Source organism: Arsukibacterium sp. (assembly GCF_041616895.1).
Classification (GTDB): Bacteria; Pseudomonadota; Gammaproteobacteria; order Enterobacterales; family Alteromonadaceae; genus Alishewanella.
Genome location: NZ_JBFJPY010000038.1, coordinates 15,688 through 30,162, shown reverse-complemented (window position 1 = coordinate 30,162; position 14,475 = coordinate 15,688). Strand labels below are relative to the sequence as shown.

The window sequence follows — 14,475 nt, the reverse complement described above, 5'->3', positions numbered from 1 at the left end:
TGAAATTCACTAACCCGAAGGTCGTCGGTTCGCTCTTCACAAAGATCAGGGCTCCCGCAACCAACTAAGATACAGATTAAAGTTATACTGACACGCCCTCGGGCTCCTCTTTATAACCGTTGGGCGAAGGTCAGAAATCCAGCTCCCGCAACCAATAAAGCCGACTAATAAAGTCGGTTTTTTTGTGGCTGAAATTTAACAACTACCGAAATGACAAGGAGGCAGCGATAAATGCGTAATACCGCTATCGTTGCCGCTATTGTCCGCTTGACTTCATTCGTTCCCTGACACAACCTTATCCATTGTTTATTTTCCTAGTAATTTAAATATGCAAACCACTCTTTCTGCCGAGGCGGTTGTAACTGGTACCGGCCAACCATGGAGCTTTTGGCTTAATTGGTTAAACGACATTAACGCCAGTGCGTTGGTGCACAAAGATATTGTGAGTGCCTTACTGGCGGAGCATAAAATAAGCCACTGGTGGGCACAAATGTTAGTGGTGCAATATGAGCAGGCCATTGGCAGGCGCGTTCCCGGTCAGGATTGTAGCGGCCGCTTTAGTGTGTCAGTCAGTAAAACTCTGGTAGGATCAGTTGATGATGCGCTCGCTTTCTGGCAGCAGTTAGTTGCTAATGCTGATGAATTTTCTGGCGTCGTAGTCAGTAGTACCCCCGTCGTTAGCCAGACCGAAAAATGGCGCTACTGGCGATGTAATCTGGCCGATGGTTCACGAGTCAATGTTAATATCAGCCAGAAAGCATCGGGTAAAACCAGCCTGAGTATTCAACAAGAAAAACTTGAAAGCACTGAACAGGTTGAGCACTGGCGCAGCTACTGGAAAGCCTATTTAAAGTAGCACTGGCATTAACAGAATGAATTTGTCAGATTGCAGCGACTCCAAACTTTAATTCAAGCATAAGCCAAGTATACTAACGGTTTTAGCAAAACAGGAAGCAAAGATGGCAGAACTTAAGGTTCAACATAGCCTGGCAGTATTGGGCAGCACTTTCTCGCAATCCTGCAGCCCTACGCCAGTTGCGGCACCAGAGTGGCTGGCATTTAATCAACCTTTAGCTGATGAACTTGCGCTACCTGAGCAATATCACGCTACCGCAGTGGGGCTGGCTCTGTTTGCCGGCAATAATTTACCAAAGTGGTGTCAACCGATTGCGCAGGCCTACGCAGGTCATCAGTTTGCCAATTATGTGCCGCGTTTAGGCGATGGTCGTGCCATTCTGTTAGCTGAAGTAAAGGCTGCAGATGGCCAACTTTATGATATTCAGCTAAAAGGTGCCGGCCCTACCCCGTTCTCCAGAGGCGGCGATGGCCGATCGCCTATCGGCCCAGTGATCCGCGAATATTTAGTCAGTGAAGCCATGCATGCGTTAGGCGTTCCTACTACACGTGCTTTAGCCGCAGTAAGCAGCGGCGAAATGGTCTATCGGGATGAAGCGTTGCCCGGTGCCATAATGACGCGGGTGGCAAAAAGCCATATTCGGATTGGCACCTTTCAATACGTCGCGGCACTCGGTGACACCGCTCGCTTAACTGAGTTTACCGACTACGTCATAGCGCGTCATTACCCGCAATGTGCCAACCAGCAGCAACCGTACCTTAAATTCTTACAGGCTGTTATTGCTGCACAAGCGGCAACCGTCGCCCATTGGATGAGCCTGGGCTTTATTCATGGCGTAATGAATACCGACAATATGACTATCACGGGTGAAACGATTGATTACGGCCCCTGTGCTTTTATGGAGGCCTTTGACGAAAAAACCGTATTCAGCGCCATTGACCGTCGGGGCCGCTATGCTTACAGCAATCAGCCTCCCGTTGCCTTGTGGAATCTGACCCGCTTTGCTGAAACCTTATTGCCATTACTTGCTGCTGACCAGCCAGCTGCAATACAAGTGGCCAGTGCAGCATTAGAGTTATTCAGTCAGCATTATCAAGCAGCTTATTTACAAAGAATGACCGCAAAACTCGGTATTGAACATGGCGTCCCCGAAGACGCCGAGCTAATTAGCAGTGTGCTGGTATTAATGCAGCAGGATAAGGTCGATTTCACCTTGTTTTTCCGGCAGCTTAGCTCGAATAAGCCGGCAATAACTGGTGAGTTATTTAATGATCAAAATAGTTGGCTAAACTGGTTTTCAGCCTGGCAGGCTCGCATAACCGCACAACATCGGACTGACGAGCAACGTGTAACGGCTATGCAGCGCGTTAACCCAGAGCTTATACCGCGCAATCATTTAATCCAGCAAGCTATAGAGCAAGTAACCAGAGATGGCGATCTCAGTTTATTTAATCAGTTAAAACAGGCCTGGCTTACGCCTTTTAACTCTGATCCGGCTTTTGTGGCATTTAGCCGGCCTGCCTCTGAACAAGAACGGGTACAGCGAACTTTTTGTGGCACTTAATCAGCCTGGGCCTGCGTAATTATTATGGTAAGTCATAAATGATTCACCAGTTTTTCATGGAGATGTCATCTTTAGTGCCTTTAATGGCCGCAGGTTTCGCTAGAGATAATACTGATGAATACACTGCAAAGGCTGACATTACTTGATACGCGGTTGTTTTTTCGGGTAAACCTGATAGGACAATTACCGTCAGTTAAAAAGCTTAGCCTCGCGTTATCCCGCTGTGGCGATGGCCATTTGTATCTTATTGCTGCCATGTTGTTGTGGCAGTTTGATTTGCTCCGGGGACATCAGTTTATCCAGCATGCCATATTTGCATTTGCTGTTGAGCTGCCCTTGTACCTACTGTTGAAAAACGCTATTCAGCGCGAGCGTCCCAAAGGATCAGTACAACATGGCTGGACTCCCGCTATCCGTCCTTCTGACCGTTTTAGCTTTCCATCAGGCCACACCGCTGCCGCATTTATGTTCGCCTGGCTGCTGGCCGCCTACTACCCAGACTATACCTTCTATTATTTATCATTGGCCACGGGTATAGGGTTATCCAGAGTGCTACTGGGTGTGCATTATCCAACAGATATCCTGGCGGGTGCTGTTTTGGGTAGTGTTATTGCCCTGCTGGTACTACAAAGCGTTGTTTAAGTCACTTAACAGCCAAACAGGACCAGAATGAAGATACTCTATGGCGTACAAGCGACCGGCAACGGTCATATTACCCGGGCCAGAGCCTTGCTGCCGGAACTTTTGCAACAAGGTATTGAAGTAGACTTCATGTTTAGCGGCCGCCCAAAGGCAAAGCTATTCGATATGGAGATGTTTGGTCACTATCGTTGGGCCAATGGTTTTACTTTCACTACCGCCCGGGGCAAGGTAAAGCGTTTTGCTACGCTTCAACAACTGAAACCTTTGGTATTCTGGCGTGACGTCAGGCAATTAGATTTATCGGGGTATGATTTGGTATTAACCGATTTTGAGCCGGTAACCGCGTGGGCAGCAAAACGCCAGGGTGTATTGTCGGTAGGGCTGGCAAGGCAATATGCCCTGCGTTATCCGCTTGCTGGCAAGCAGTCAGCATTTTGGCTAAACACAGCGGTACAATGCTTTGCTCCGGCCCAGCATATGCTGGGAGTACACTGGCAACCAGACTATCCGGATTTACTGCCGCCACTGTTAACCCAAACCAGCTTACAACCTTATCCTGCGGAACCAGGCCAACGGCCTTTTATTCTGGTTTACCTGCCGTTTGAAGACACCTCTGTTGTCATAAACTGGCTTAAACACTACCCCAGCTGGCATTTCAAACTTTATAGCAATATCAGTGAATTGCGCTCCGAACAAAATGTAACGCTGTTGCCATTAAGCCGAAACGCCTTTCCACGTGATTTACAGCATTGCAGCGGCGTTATCTGCAATAGCGGCTTTGGCTTATGTAGTGAAGCATTAATTGCGGGTAAAAAACTGTTGATTAAACCACTGCAGGGCCAGACCGAACAGGCCTACAATAGTTACACCCTGGTAAAAATGGGTAAAGCTCAGCAATTTAATACTTTTAATCCAGAGTTGCTGCAGCACTGGCTGGCACGGCCTGCCGCAACAGCTTACCCATTGCCAGAGCCCGCCAAGGCAATTGCCCGCTGGTTAAAACAAGGTTGTAGTGTGCCGGTCTCTGAGCTTGCTACCTCAATCTGGCAAGGCTCTCGAACTCTCTGATGCAATACTGCTATCTAACTCCAGTTTTGCCCGCTCAACCAGTTCAGGATCTAATTCGGTTTTCACTGCTACTCCTAACTCTTTAAATTCTGCGGCCTGTTTAATCAGGTTACCTTTGCCGGTTACCAGCTGTCCTAATGCCTTATCGTAACTCTCTCGCGCTTTATCCAGCTGCTTACCCACGCCTTGCATACTGTCTAAAAACGTTTTTAGTTTCTGATAAAACTTCTCAGCCCGGTTTGCCAGTTCAGCGGTGTGCTTATTTTGATCCTCAAAACGCCACAACTGCCGAACGATATTTAAACTGGTCAAAAGCGTTGTGGGCGTGGTCACCAAAATATTTCTATCTAAAGCCTGTTGAAACAATTGACTGTCATGTTGTAACGCTGCCACATAGGCCGATTCGATAGGAATAAACATAAATACCACTTCAGGGGAGTTTAACCCTGCTATCTGATAATAATTTTTATCAGCCAATTCATTTATCCGATCTTTAATAGCACTAATATGCGATTTTAACGCCAGCAACCTGTTTGTGTCGTCTTCTGCGTTAACGTAGCGGGTATAAGCAGATAGTGACGTTTTGGCATCGATAATTAAATGTTTATCCTGTGGCAGAAAAACAACCACATCAGGTCTTTGCCGACCACTTTCGGTAGTAAAGCTTGCTTCGCGCTGATAATCTATACCTGGACGCAGGCCACTGTTATCCAAAACGTTTTCTAACATAAGCTCGCCCCAGTTTCCCTGGGTTTTACGCTCGCCCTGCAATGCTTTGCTTAGCTGACTGGCTTCAGTGGTAATTTGCTGGTTTAACGCCTGTAACTGTTTTAATTCGGTTTTTAGCTCAGCTCGTTGTTTGGTTTCTTCAGTATGCAACATTTCCACTTTTAGGCGAAAGCCTTGCATATCATGCTGCAATGGCGTCAATAGCTGGCGCATACTTTCCTGATTCTGGTTTTTAAAAACCTCGCTTTTTCTCTCCAGGATATTTTGCGCTAACAATTCAAACTCTTGCTTTAATACGGTCTTATTTTGCTGCAGCAATTGTAATTGTTCATCAAAATGATGTTGCTTCTGCTGCAAGGTGCTACCCAGTCTGGCGTGGTCAACCGCCAGCTGCTGATACTGTTGTTGTAGTTCATGATACTGCTGCTGAACATGCTGATACTGTTGCTGCCACAGCACCCCATGGTTGTCACTTTTGGCCAGGCCTAATTGCAATTCACGTTGCCGACGCTGTATCCCGTTTATAAATATAAGTAACAACACTATCACACTGGCCAGCACCATTATTGTTATAATGTGCGGGGTAAACTGAACATTCATAAAAGTAAAATCCTGCTAGATATTACGGTAACGCGATACTGCGTTAGATAATTAATTTTTTATATTTCAACGCAGTTTCTACCATTGCTTTTAGCGCGATACAACGCATCATCTGCCCGCTTTAAAATAATGTTGGCATCATCATCGCGCATAAAGCTGGCGACTCCAAGGCTTACTGTTAATTGTTTGCCATGCGCAAAATCATGATTTGCTACGGTGGATCTTATTCTTTCTGCCAGTAATTTAGCACCGGTAATATCGGTATGCGGGCAGATAACTAAAAACTCTTCACCGCCCCAGCGTCCTGCAACATCAAGCTCCCGGCAATGTTGCAATAAAATACCGGAGAACGAGATTAATGCCTGATCGCCAGCCATATGACCGAAGTCATCATTAACGGCTTTAAAAAAATCTAAATCAGCAAGAATGACACTAAACGGACTCTGATGACGCACCGAACGTGCAATTTCCCGGGACAGAATATCATCCAGCTTCACGCGGTTATATAGCCCGGTCAGCGTATCTGTAACCGATAACCGTTGCAGTTGTTGATGCTGAGCTGCCAGTGCCTGCATAACTTCAGAACGGCTGACTTCGTAATAATGCACCAGCAACACTAAACAAATCGTGGCAAATACTACATTTAACAAGGCTTCCAGCGGAAAACCTTCTGAAGGCCAGGAGGGTTCAAGCCAACTAAGCAACAAGGCTTGCAAGGCAAAAAACAGCACAGTCGCAAATAATCCCCTTTTGCGACCTAGCAAAAAAAACACTAGTGGTGGATAAATACATAGCCAGTAAAGTGAATAGAAATCTGGGGCGGAGAACCCCAGGTAAATCAGTAAAAATACGCCTAGTAAGGTTATCGTGTGAAAAGTGGTCTGACGAACATTATTTAATAATTGAAAACGGCGCAAGATCACAGACGCCAGGGCGGCACCGACAAAATCCAGTAAAGCGACACTATATAATTCAAAAAAAGCCAGATTAATAAAAAAGAAAAAAGTGAATATAACCACCATACTCAGTAGCATACCATTGATAAGATAAACACGCCGATATTCAGGATCGGATGGTTTAAATTGATGGTTATTGGTAATAAAGTGTTTTAGCACTTAACCCTCTGCAAACTGGCCGCCCAAAATATAATAAGCATTCGTGTTCACCGCATTTATTAACTGTTTAAAAATAGCAGAATATTGGTAACGTAAACCATCACGCTATTATTGCTAAATATATACTTCGGCTACTTAACAGCAAGGTCAGCAACCATACCATAACGGCGATAATATTTTGCTTGAACGAATTTCTGTATTGGCCCATTATTGGGGAATTAACCGCCAACAACAAGGCCAGGCTGATTAAAGGTAATAAAATGCCATTGGCAACTTGTGCAAACCAGATCACCGCTAAAGGCTTTATGCCCATTGATGATAAACCAACACCAATTAATACAATCAGCAACCAGCACGCACGGAACTGACTTTTACTCAGTGGGATTAAACCATTTAAGGCATAGGCTGCTGCCAGCGGCGCGGTGATAGCGGAACTGACTCCAGCGGCAAGTAACCCACCGGCCATTAACCATACTGCAGCCTCACCCGCCAGTGGCTGCAGTGATTGCGCCAGATCAACCGCGTTGTTAATCTGATGGGCCCGACCGAAGAACGCGGCAGCGGCTGTCGATAAAATAGCAATTGAAATTAAGTCGCCAAGGGGTATTGCAGTGCGAATATCAGCATTGGAAAAGGCTAACTGTTGTTTTTTATCAAGAGAAGAACCCTGCCACTTTCGGGCACTGGCTGCCGCGTGTAAAAAAAGTGAATACGGTACAACTGTAGTTCCAACCAGCGCAATGACCGATAACACAGCACCCGCCGGCAAGCTAGGCAAAAATAAGCCACGAAGCAATGCCGGAACATCGGGTTTGCTCAATAACAGCGTTGCCAGGAATGCCAGGCTCATTAGTAAAACCAAACTAATCAGGCAGCGTTCAATCAGCAGATAATTCCGCTGCCACAACACCGCAATAGCAACAGCGCCAATCAGCAGCGCCCAGGGGTTTGCTAAACCTTGTTCCCGCAACGCACTAATTAGCCAGCTATGTTTCCATAACGCATCCGCGCCCATACTAGCACCGCTGATGTTTCCTCCCTGATACGCGCTATTCCCGATAACCACAGCGGAGAGGATCAGTAATATCATCGGGTATTTCAGCCAGGTTTGGCTTAACATGAGTCGTAAGTTCTCACCCAGCCCCTGGCCGGTGACAATACCCAGGCGCGCTGCCATTTCTTGCAATATCAAGGTTGCAAATACAGAAAACAACAACGCCCAAAGCAACGCATAACCATAGTTAGCGCCGGCGAGGGATGCACTGATTACCGTGCCGGGACCAATAAAAGCAGCAGTAACTAACGAGGCAGGCCCCAACGTAAATAGCGGTGTTTTAATGGTCATAAAGGCACTACTTTTTTATGGTTAATATTTTTGCATGTGCACTATTGTGTGTTGTAGTTTAACGGTAATCTCCAATTCATGTCTATCATCGCTTTTTCGACATCACTGCCGAAGTTGGCTGCACGTAATCCACAGAGCCGTTATACTGCGATGGAAAGTCTGGCTTTGCAGACCTGATAGTCACTGTTATTCAGCGCATATTGCTAAGGTATTATTTTGCCCTTTGACAGAAAAAAAATGATTTTCGTCAGCCTGCTAATAAATGTGGCCATCACACCTTTAATTGTCGTGGTGGCAGCCACGGTGCCGCAAAAAGTAGCGGAGGCAGATCTGACATTACGTTTCTGCTACGAAGATAAACAATTACTACCCTTTTTCGCGGGTGATTCAGTAACAGTTCCAGAACATCCGGGCGCGACCATCGAACATTTACAACGTGCTACCACTGCAGTGGGTATCAGCCTGGAACTTGTCAGAATGCCGTGGCTTCGATGTTTACAGCAGTTAGCCGAAGGGAAAGTAGATGCATTGGTGGCCGCTTATTACGCAAATCGCGCGCACTTTACCATGTATCCTCAGGATCAGTTTGGCCGACCGGACCCCAGCAGAGCCATTAACAGCAATGCGTTGTGTCTGACCTATCGGTTTGACAACGACCTGCCCGCCAAGCTGAAAAATGAAAATGCGGAATTAACCATTGCCAGACCTCTGGGATATCAGGCGCTACCATTGCCACCTCATGCCAGACTGGTTAGTGCACATTCACCGGAAAACGCGCTGGAACTGGTTGTCTCCGGGCGGGTTGATTCAACAACTGTTACCTGTGAAATTAATGGTTTGGTTGCTAATAGGCAGGAAATCGACACCCTGCCCCTTAAGGTGCTGCAACCGCCAGTATATTATTCTGTCGGGTACCTGATGCTAAGTAAGCCGTTTTATCTGAAAAATCCTGAGGTTGCTGATAAGTTATGGCGGGCTTTGCCACTTTATATCGATCATAATCGCTATGTTGACTATCTGGCGTATCCTTTGGGTTTTTAAAATGAGTTGGTACATCGCTCTGGCATTCTTCTGTCAGTAGCGCATTACCAATGAAGTGAGATAAATATGGGCATGCAAAAGCTGTTAAAAACCCTGCAAAAATCGCTATTTGGCGCGGCGCTTGGCATCATTTTGTTCAGCCAACATGGCTGTGCTCTGACTCAAAACAAAGAACTGACGCAAGAAAGTGAGCCGACTGTTATCCTTATTTCACTGGATGGATACAGCCAGCAATATCTTGGTAAGTACCCTGCTCCTCATATCGAACAGCTGATTGCTGAGGGTGTTGTAGCAGAAGCAATGCAGCCAGCGTTTCCAACAAAGACCTTTCCAAACCACTACAGCATCGTCACCGGGCTTTATCCCGGCAATCACGGCATTGTCGAAAATAACATCTACGATGCTGATTTTGAAAGCGTTTTCAGAATGAATAATGCCGAAGAAGTGACAGCCGCCCGCTGGTGGCTCGGCGAACCGATCTGGGTGACGGCAGAATTACAAGGCGTAAAAACCGGTACCTACTTTTATCCGGGCTCAGAGGCCGAAATTAAAGGGGTACGCCCGCGCTACTGTCAAGTGTATGACGGGAAAATCAGCAATACAGAACGCGTCAATTCTGTGTTGCAGTGGTTAGCATTACCACCAGCAGACCGTCCCCGTTTTATTACACTTTATATGAGCACCATTGATGATGCAGGCCATCAATATGGGCCAGATTCTGCCGAAGTCAGCGCCGCGGTAGCTGAGGTTGATGACGCAATTGGTCTGTTAATTGCCGGGTTAAAACAGCAGAATTTATACGGCAACGTAAACTTAATACTGGTGTCCGATCATGGTATGGCAGCAGTGCCTGCTGAGCAGGTTATTATCGTTGATCGGTTATTTGACACCAGTAAAGCGATGCTGACCTTATGGACACCGGAAATTGTCTCTATTTTTCCTAAAATGGGTGAGTTAGAAGCTATTTATCAGCAACTCAGTAGCAACCTGCCCGATTCCGCTAAAGTGTATCGAAAAGAAGAATTACCCGCTCGCTGGCATTATCAGCAAAGCAAACGAGTGGCACCGTTACTGATTATTCCAGAGCCCGGCTGGCGCTTGCTTCAACACAAACGTTATCTGCACGAGCAAAACGATCCGTTAAGGGGGGCCGTCACCGGCAGTCATGGTTACGATAATATCGCACCACAAATGCAGGCCATTTTCATCGGGCATGGCCCGGCTTTCGCAAAAGGCCAGACCATCCCGGCTTTCGCTAATATTCAGCTATATAATCTAATGTGCAATATATTGGGAATTCGCCCGGCTCCTAACGATGGCAATCTACAGTGGGCTGATAATCTGTTGAAATCGGGTCAAAAACCGTAACGTATTGTACTGTACCTTCTAATGTACTTTGAACAGTACTTCAAACAATACTTTGCTTCAGTACTAAAGCGTTATGGTAACAGTGTTACAGCTGTGACATGGTGTATTCACTATGCTATTTTTGAGGATCTCTGCGATGCGCCACCGCCTGATAAAAACGACTCTGCTAAGTTCTAAACTGCTTATGCTGGCGCTGGCTATTTCGCCTGCTAATGCAGCAGCTAATGGTAATAAATTGCGACTTGCTGATGAAATAACGGTTTCAGGGATATCATCAGGTGCTTACATGGCAGTACAATTTCATGTCGCGTTTTCCGCTCAGGTACAAGGAGCGGCGTTGATTGCCGGTGGGCCGCTTTATTGTGCTCAAAATAACCTTGCTACCGCTTTAACTCATTGCCTGGGTAAAGCAGATGCAAACCCCAATCTGAAAGCCATCAATACCTATGTCCATGAACTGGTACAAGCTCAATTACTGCCTGATTTAACCCAGCTACAGGATGATAAAGTCTGGATCTTTCATGGTAGCGCTGACACCACGGTTAAACCTGAAGTTGGCAAGGCGCTGGTCAACCAATACCAGCAATGGATAAAACCTGCACACCTGAAGGTTGTCACTGATAAACCTTTTGCTCATCATTTTCCGACGGATAACAACACTGGCACCGCCTGTGACGTTTCTGAGCCACCTTTTATTGCAAACTGTAGTTATGATGCAGCTGGCGAACTGTTACAGCATTTACTTGGTCCGATTGCCCCGAAGGTAGATAACAGTACCGGCAACATGCGAGAGCTTACTCAGTCACAGGCTGGCAATTTAATGGCAAAAACAGGCTATGCTTACGTGCCCCAGCGCTGCAACGCAGGCGTACCCTGCCGTCTGCATATCAGCTTTCATGGTTGCAAACAGCATGTAGCAGCAGTTGGCGATGCTTATTTAACCCAGACAGGTTTAAATGAGTATGCCGACAGCAACGATCTGGTGATCCTGTATCCGCAGGCTGCAGCAAGTGCGTTTAATCCCCATGGTTGCTGGGATTGGTGGGGTTATACCGGTGATCATTATATCAGTAAGCAAGCACCGCAACTGCAGGCGGTGATGTTACTGGTAGAGCAACTTAGCGCTAAGCCTTAACGCTAAACGTTAATTCTTGGTCTGAGACGCACCCTGCAGCAGCTGCTCAAGGCACTGCTGCTCAATCCCGTAAAATTGCTTTATGGCAGCAATTTGTTGTAATACGGCATGGTTATCCGGCGCTTTTTTACGTTTAGTTGCCAGGATCATTTTGTTCTTACTGGTATGTTCCAGTGAGATAAATTCAAAAACTTTTGTCTGGTAACCATGGGCCTCTAACAGTAACGCACGCAGACTGTCCGTCACCATTTCAGCTTCCTGGCCCAAATGGATGCCGTGGCTTAACATCGGAGCCATCACTTCTGGTAGCCTAATTTGCGGCCTTATTTCTTTATGGCAGCACGGAGAGCACATAATAATATCAGCACCAGTGCGAACCCCCATATTTATGGCGTAATCGGTAGCGACATCGCATGCATGCAGCGCTACCATCACATTGATACCGCGGGCTTTAAAATGTTTAACGTCACCTTGCTCAAAATGAATACCCGCCAGGTTAAGTTTCTGCGCTGTGCTATTACACAGATCAACCAGATTCTGGCGCAACTCTACCCCGGTAATTTTTGCTGGTAAGCCCAGGGTATGGCAAAAGTAATCATGCATCGCAAAAGTGAGATAGGCCTTACCCGATCCAAAATCGGCAACGTGTAGTTGTTTGGCGTTCAATAAGCCACTTTCTTTCACTGCAGCCTGCAATATTTCGATAAATTTATTGATTTGCTTCCACTTATTGGCCATGGTAGGAATTATCCTACCCTGAGCATCCGTTACGCCAAGGGCAGCCAGGAACGGTCTGCTTTGTTCAACATATCGCTGTTTTTCTCTGTTATGGTTAGTATCCGCAGCAGGGGCGGCGCTAACCTTTTTACTATTAAACAATACCTTACCTTTTTTACTAATTGTCAACTGGGTTTCACTGGCGCTCGCTTGTAGCTGCGCAGCTTTAAACTGATCAGGCACTAGCGTTCTTAGCATCGTCACTGCGTCTTCCAAAGCATAGTTCTGAGTTTGATGATTAGTTTGATATTGCCAGACAAAACGCCAGAGTATTTTGGATTTAATTTCTACCGGAGTGATTTCAAGTCGTCGTAGTTCTGACGTCGATCCCTGGTACTTACTTAAAACCAAACGGATTAACTGCTGCTCGGCCATCAGTTGTTTTGTCAATGCAAAGAAACGTTGCAGCTCAGTATTACTGCTCGGTTCAGAGGGAATAGCTAAGGTAGGTAAAGATGCTGGCAACGTCTGATCCTGAATTTAAAACTATAACAGGCAGCAATGATAACATTGTCAGCAGCCTTCAGGCACTACGCGCTAACATTGTGGGTTGATTAAACGGGCTTACCCGGTTACGCAGCAAGCGTATTACCGTTGTACGCTTAATAATTTTGCCTGCCAGTGTTTGCACATCACTCAGCAGCAAACAAGTAACGCAATCAGGATCTTCAGCAATAACCAACGCCGCTACCCGGCCATTGGCACCAACAATACTGACTATATCACTATGCTGTACCGATGATGTCACTTGCTCTGGAAAGTACCAGCTTTTGTGGGCCTGCAATTGTAAATATTGTGCGCTTAACGCATGTAAACATAATTCCAATGTATCAGCAGAGTTAAGCTCCAGTGGTTCCAGACTTTCCAGATACTGCCAGAATAGCTCTGCTTCATTTACGGCAAAGCACTGCTGCCGGGGTTTTACTGTTAACTGCTGCGAGCTTAAATTAGAACAAAACTGTGCCTGCTCGCTAATATCAAGTAATAACCGGTCGCGTTGTTCACAGTATGTCCAGCTCCAGCGCTCTGACGGCGTTAACATGGTCAAGTCCTTTGCAATCAAGTTATTGAATTAGCTTATGCTTTTAATCACTATAGCATGATGATCAGTATGTTAAAGATTATTTGTTTATAATAAAACCGGATCGTGACTTGATCTTTATAAGCCATCAATGATCGTTTTTATCAACGGCGGCCCACGGTAAATAAAGCCGGTATATACTTGTAGCAAGTTGGCACCCGCTGCAAGTTTTGCCTTGGCAGACTCACCGTCATTAATCCCCCCTACGCCAATAATTGGCAACTTAGGCCCCACAGCATGGCGCAGTTGGCTGATAATATCTGTACTTTGTTGCTGAACGGGTAAACCACTCAGACCGCCAGCTTCCTCAGCATGCGTCATACCTTTAACCAGGGTTCTGTCCAGGGTCGTGTTGGTGGCGATCGCTCCGTCCATTTTACTTTTTAACAGCGTCTCCGCAATCTGACTCACCGCCAGATTATCCATATCAGGCGCAATTTTAACAAACAACGGTACATACTTGTCGTAATAAGCTTGCAAATCAAGTTGTTCATTTTTAAGCGTTTGTAACAGATCAAGCAAAGCGTCGCCAAACTGAAGATCCCGTAAGCCTGGCGTATTTGGTGACGAAATGTTGATGGTAATATAACTGGCATGCGGATAGACCTTGCGCATACAGTTAACATAGTCGTCTTTGCCGCGTTCATTGCTGGTATCTTTATTTTTACCAATATTGATACCAAGGACACCTTTATAACTGGCGTTTTTAACGTTATTTACCAGATAATCAACACCTTTATTGTTAAATCCCATCCGGTTTATGATGGCTTCTGCCTGTGGTAAGCGGAAGATCCGGGGTTTTTCATTACCCGCTTGTGGCCTGGGCGTTACCGTACCTACTTCAATAAAACCAAATCCCATCTGACCAAACGCATCGATGCAGTCGGCATTCTTATCCAGGCCTGCAGCTAATCCCACTGGATTCTCAAAACGAATACCCGCTACCGTAACCGGTTTGGACGCAACCTGTTGTCGCCATAATAATGAAGCTGGCGTATGTGCCAAGCGTTTAAGGCTACCCAGAGCCAGATCATGAGCACGCTCCGCATCACAGGTAAACATTACTTTTTTTGCAATAGAGTAAAACATAGGCGCCTTCAATAATAAAAAAATACCCCGGTACTACCGGGGTATTGTAACCATTGTTGCAGCTT

General features: G+C 46.1%; 13 protein-coding genes. 7 read left to right on the top strand and 6 right to left on the bottom strand.

Translation table 11 applies throughout. The features are described from left to right. The first annotated feature begins 328 nt into the window (after positions 1-328). The 4 genes from ABY802_RS08470 to ABY802_RS08455 all read left to right on the top strand — a co-directional run bounded on the left by ABY802_RS08470 (position 329) and on the right by ABY802_RS08455 (position 4,130). Entirely contained in the window at positions 329-856 is a 528-nt protein-coding gene (locus ABY802_RS08470; RefSeq protein WP_372626611.1) for a hypothetical protein, read from the top strand. 103 nt (positions 857-959) lie between these two features. Next, positions 960-2,420, top strand: coding sequence for a YdiU family protein (locus tag ABY802_RS08465; RefSeq protein ID WP_372626610.1), 1,461 nt, complete (start codon positions 960-962; stop codon positions 2,418-2,420). A 114-nt stretch (positions 2,421-2,534) separates the two neighbouring features. After that, positions 2,535-3,062: a phosphatase PAP2 family protein gene (locus ABY802_RS08460; RefSeq protein WP_372626609.1), complete on the top strand. Its 528-nt coding sequence runs from the start codon at positions 2,535-2,537 to the stop codon at positions 3,060-3,062. Between the two features lie 27 nt (positions 3,063-3,089). After that, entirely contained in the window at positions 3,090-4,130 is a 1,041-nt protein-coding gene (locus ABY802_RS08455; RefSeq protein WP_372626608.1) for a glycosyltransferase family protein, read from the top strand. On the opposite strand, the gene ABY802_RS08450 is transcribed toward ABY802_RS08455, so the two are convergent. The 3 genes from ABY802_RS08450 to ABY802_RS08440 form a co-directional block, all read right to left on the bottom strand. Continuing rightward, a complete protein-coding gene (locus tag ABY802_RS08450) occupies positions 4,101-5,459 on the bottom strand; it encodes a DNA recombination protein RmuC (protein WP_372626607.1) in 1,359 nt (452 codons plus the stop codon). The two genes, ABY802_RS08455 and ABY802_RS08450, sit on opposite strands and share 30 nt — an antisense overlap. Before the next feature lie 59 nt (positions 5,460-5,518). Beyond that, complete coding sequence (locus tag ABY802_RS08445) at positions 5,519-6,574, bottom strand: GGDEF domain-containing protein (protein WP_372626606.1); 1,056 nt, start codon at positions 6,572-6,574, stop codon at positions 5,519-5,521. A gap of 100 nt (positions 6,575-6,674) precedes the next feature. After that, positions 6,675-7,919 (bottom strand): Nramp family divalent metal transporter, encoded by a 1,245-nt coding sequence (locus ABY802_RS08440; protein ID WP_372626605.1) that lies wholly within the window; start codon positions 7,917-7,919, stop codon positions 6,675-6,677. A gap of 237 nt (positions 7,920-8,156) precedes the next feature. On the opposite strand from ABY802_RS08440, the gene ABY802_RS08435 reads away from it, so the two are divergent. From ABY802_RS08435 to ABY802_RS08425, 3 genes are all read left to right on the top strand, one after another. Then, positions 8,157-8,960, top strand: a complete 804-nt coding sequence (locus tag ABY802_RS08435; protein WP_372626604.1) for an amino acid ABC transporter — start codon at positions 8,157-8,159, stop codon at positions 8,958-8,960. Positions 8,961-9,032: 72 nt separating this feature from the next. Beyond that, positions 9,033-10,328 carry an alkaline phosphatase family protein gene (locus ABY802_RS08430; RefSeq protein WP_372626603.1) on the top strand — a complete coding sequence of 432 codons (1,296 nt, stop codon included), beginning with the start codon at positions 9,033-9,035 and terminating at the stop codon, positions 10,326-10,328. 136 nt (positions 10,329-10,464) lie between these two features. Then, positions 10,465-11,463, top strand: coding sequence for a polyhydroxybutyrate depolymerase (locus ABY802_RS08425; RefSeq protein WP_372626602.1), 999 nt, complete (start codon positions 10,465-10,467; stop codon positions 11,461-11,463). Between the two features lie 9 nt (positions 11,464-11,472). Here ABY802_RS08425 and ABY802_RS08420 read toward each other — a convergent pair whose 3' ends face one another. The 3 genes from ABY802_RS08420 to pyrD form a co-directional block, all read right to left on the bottom strand. Beyond that, entirely contained in the window at positions 11,473-12,705 is a 1,233-nt protein-coding gene (locus ABY802_RS08420; protein ID WP_372626601.1) for an SAM-dependent methyltransferase, read from the bottom strand. Positions 12,706-12,763: 58 nt separating this feature from the next. Continuing rightward, the gene (locus tag ABY802_RS08415; RefSeq protein ID WP_372626600.1) at positions 12,764-13,282 is read right to left on the bottom strand and encodes a cell division protein ZapC domain-containing protein; all 519 of its coding nucleotides are present in this window, start codon (positions 13,280-13,282) and stop codon (positions 12,764-12,766) included. 117 nt (positions 13,283-13,399) lie between these two features. After that, positions 13,400-14,410, bottom strand: a complete 1,011-nt coding sequence (gene pyrD / locus ABY802_RS08410; RefSeq protein ID WP_372626599.1) for a quinone-dependent dihydroorotate dehydrogenase — start codon at positions 14,408-14,410, stop codon at positions 13,400-13,402. Between the last annotated feature and the right edge of the window lie 65 nt (positions 14,411-14,475).

What these genes read in the sequence shown, in the direction of transcription:
- ABY802_RS08470 (WP_372626611.1), top strand. Translation starts at nt 329, where the DNA reads ATGCAAACCACTCTTTCTGCCGAGGCGGTTGTAACTGGTACCGGCCAA.
- ABY802_RS08465 (WP_372626610.1), top strand. Translation starts at nt 960, where the DNA reads ATGGCAGAACTTAAGGTTCAACATAGCCTGGCAGTATTGGGCAGCACT.
- ABY802_RS08460 (WP_372626609.1), top strand. Translation starts at nt 2,535, where the DNA reads ATGAATACACTGCAAAGGCTGACATTACTTGATACGCGGTTGTTTTTT.
- ABY802_RS08455 (WP_372626608.1), top strand. Translation starts at nt 3,090, where the DNA reads ATGAAGATACTCTATGGCGTACAAGCGACCGGCAACGGTCATATTACC.
- ABY802_RS08450 (WP_372626607.1), bottom strand. Translation starts at nt 5,459, where the DNA reads ATGAATGTTCAGTTTACCCCGCACATTATAACAATAATGGTGCTGGCC.
- ABY802_RS08440 (WP_372626605.1), bottom strand. Translation starts at nt 7,919, where the DNA reads ATGACCATTAAAACACCGCTATTTACGTTGGGGCCTGCCTCGTTAGTT.
- ABY802_RS08435 (WP_372626604.1), top strand. Translation starts at nt 8,157, where the DNA reads ATGATTTTCGTCAGCCTGCTAATAAATGTGGCCATCACACCTTTAATT.
- ABY802_RS08430 (WP_372626603.1), top strand. Translation starts at nt 9,033, where the DNA reads ATGCAAAAGCTGTTAAAAACCCTGCAAAAATCGCTATTTGGCGCGGCG.
- ABY802_RS08425 (WP_372626602.1), top strand. Translation starts at nt 10,465, where the DNA reads ATGCGCCACCGCCTGATAAAAACGACTCTGCTAAGTTCTAAACTGCTT.
- ABY802_RS08415 (WP_372626600.1), bottom strand. Translation starts at nt 13,282, where the DNA reads ATGTTAACGCCGTCAGAGCGCTGGAGCTGGACATACTGTGAACAACGC.
- pyrD (WP_372626599.1), bottom strand. Translation starts at nt 14,410, where the DNA reads ATGTTTTACTCTATTGCAAAAAAAGTAATGTTTACCTGTGATGCGGAG.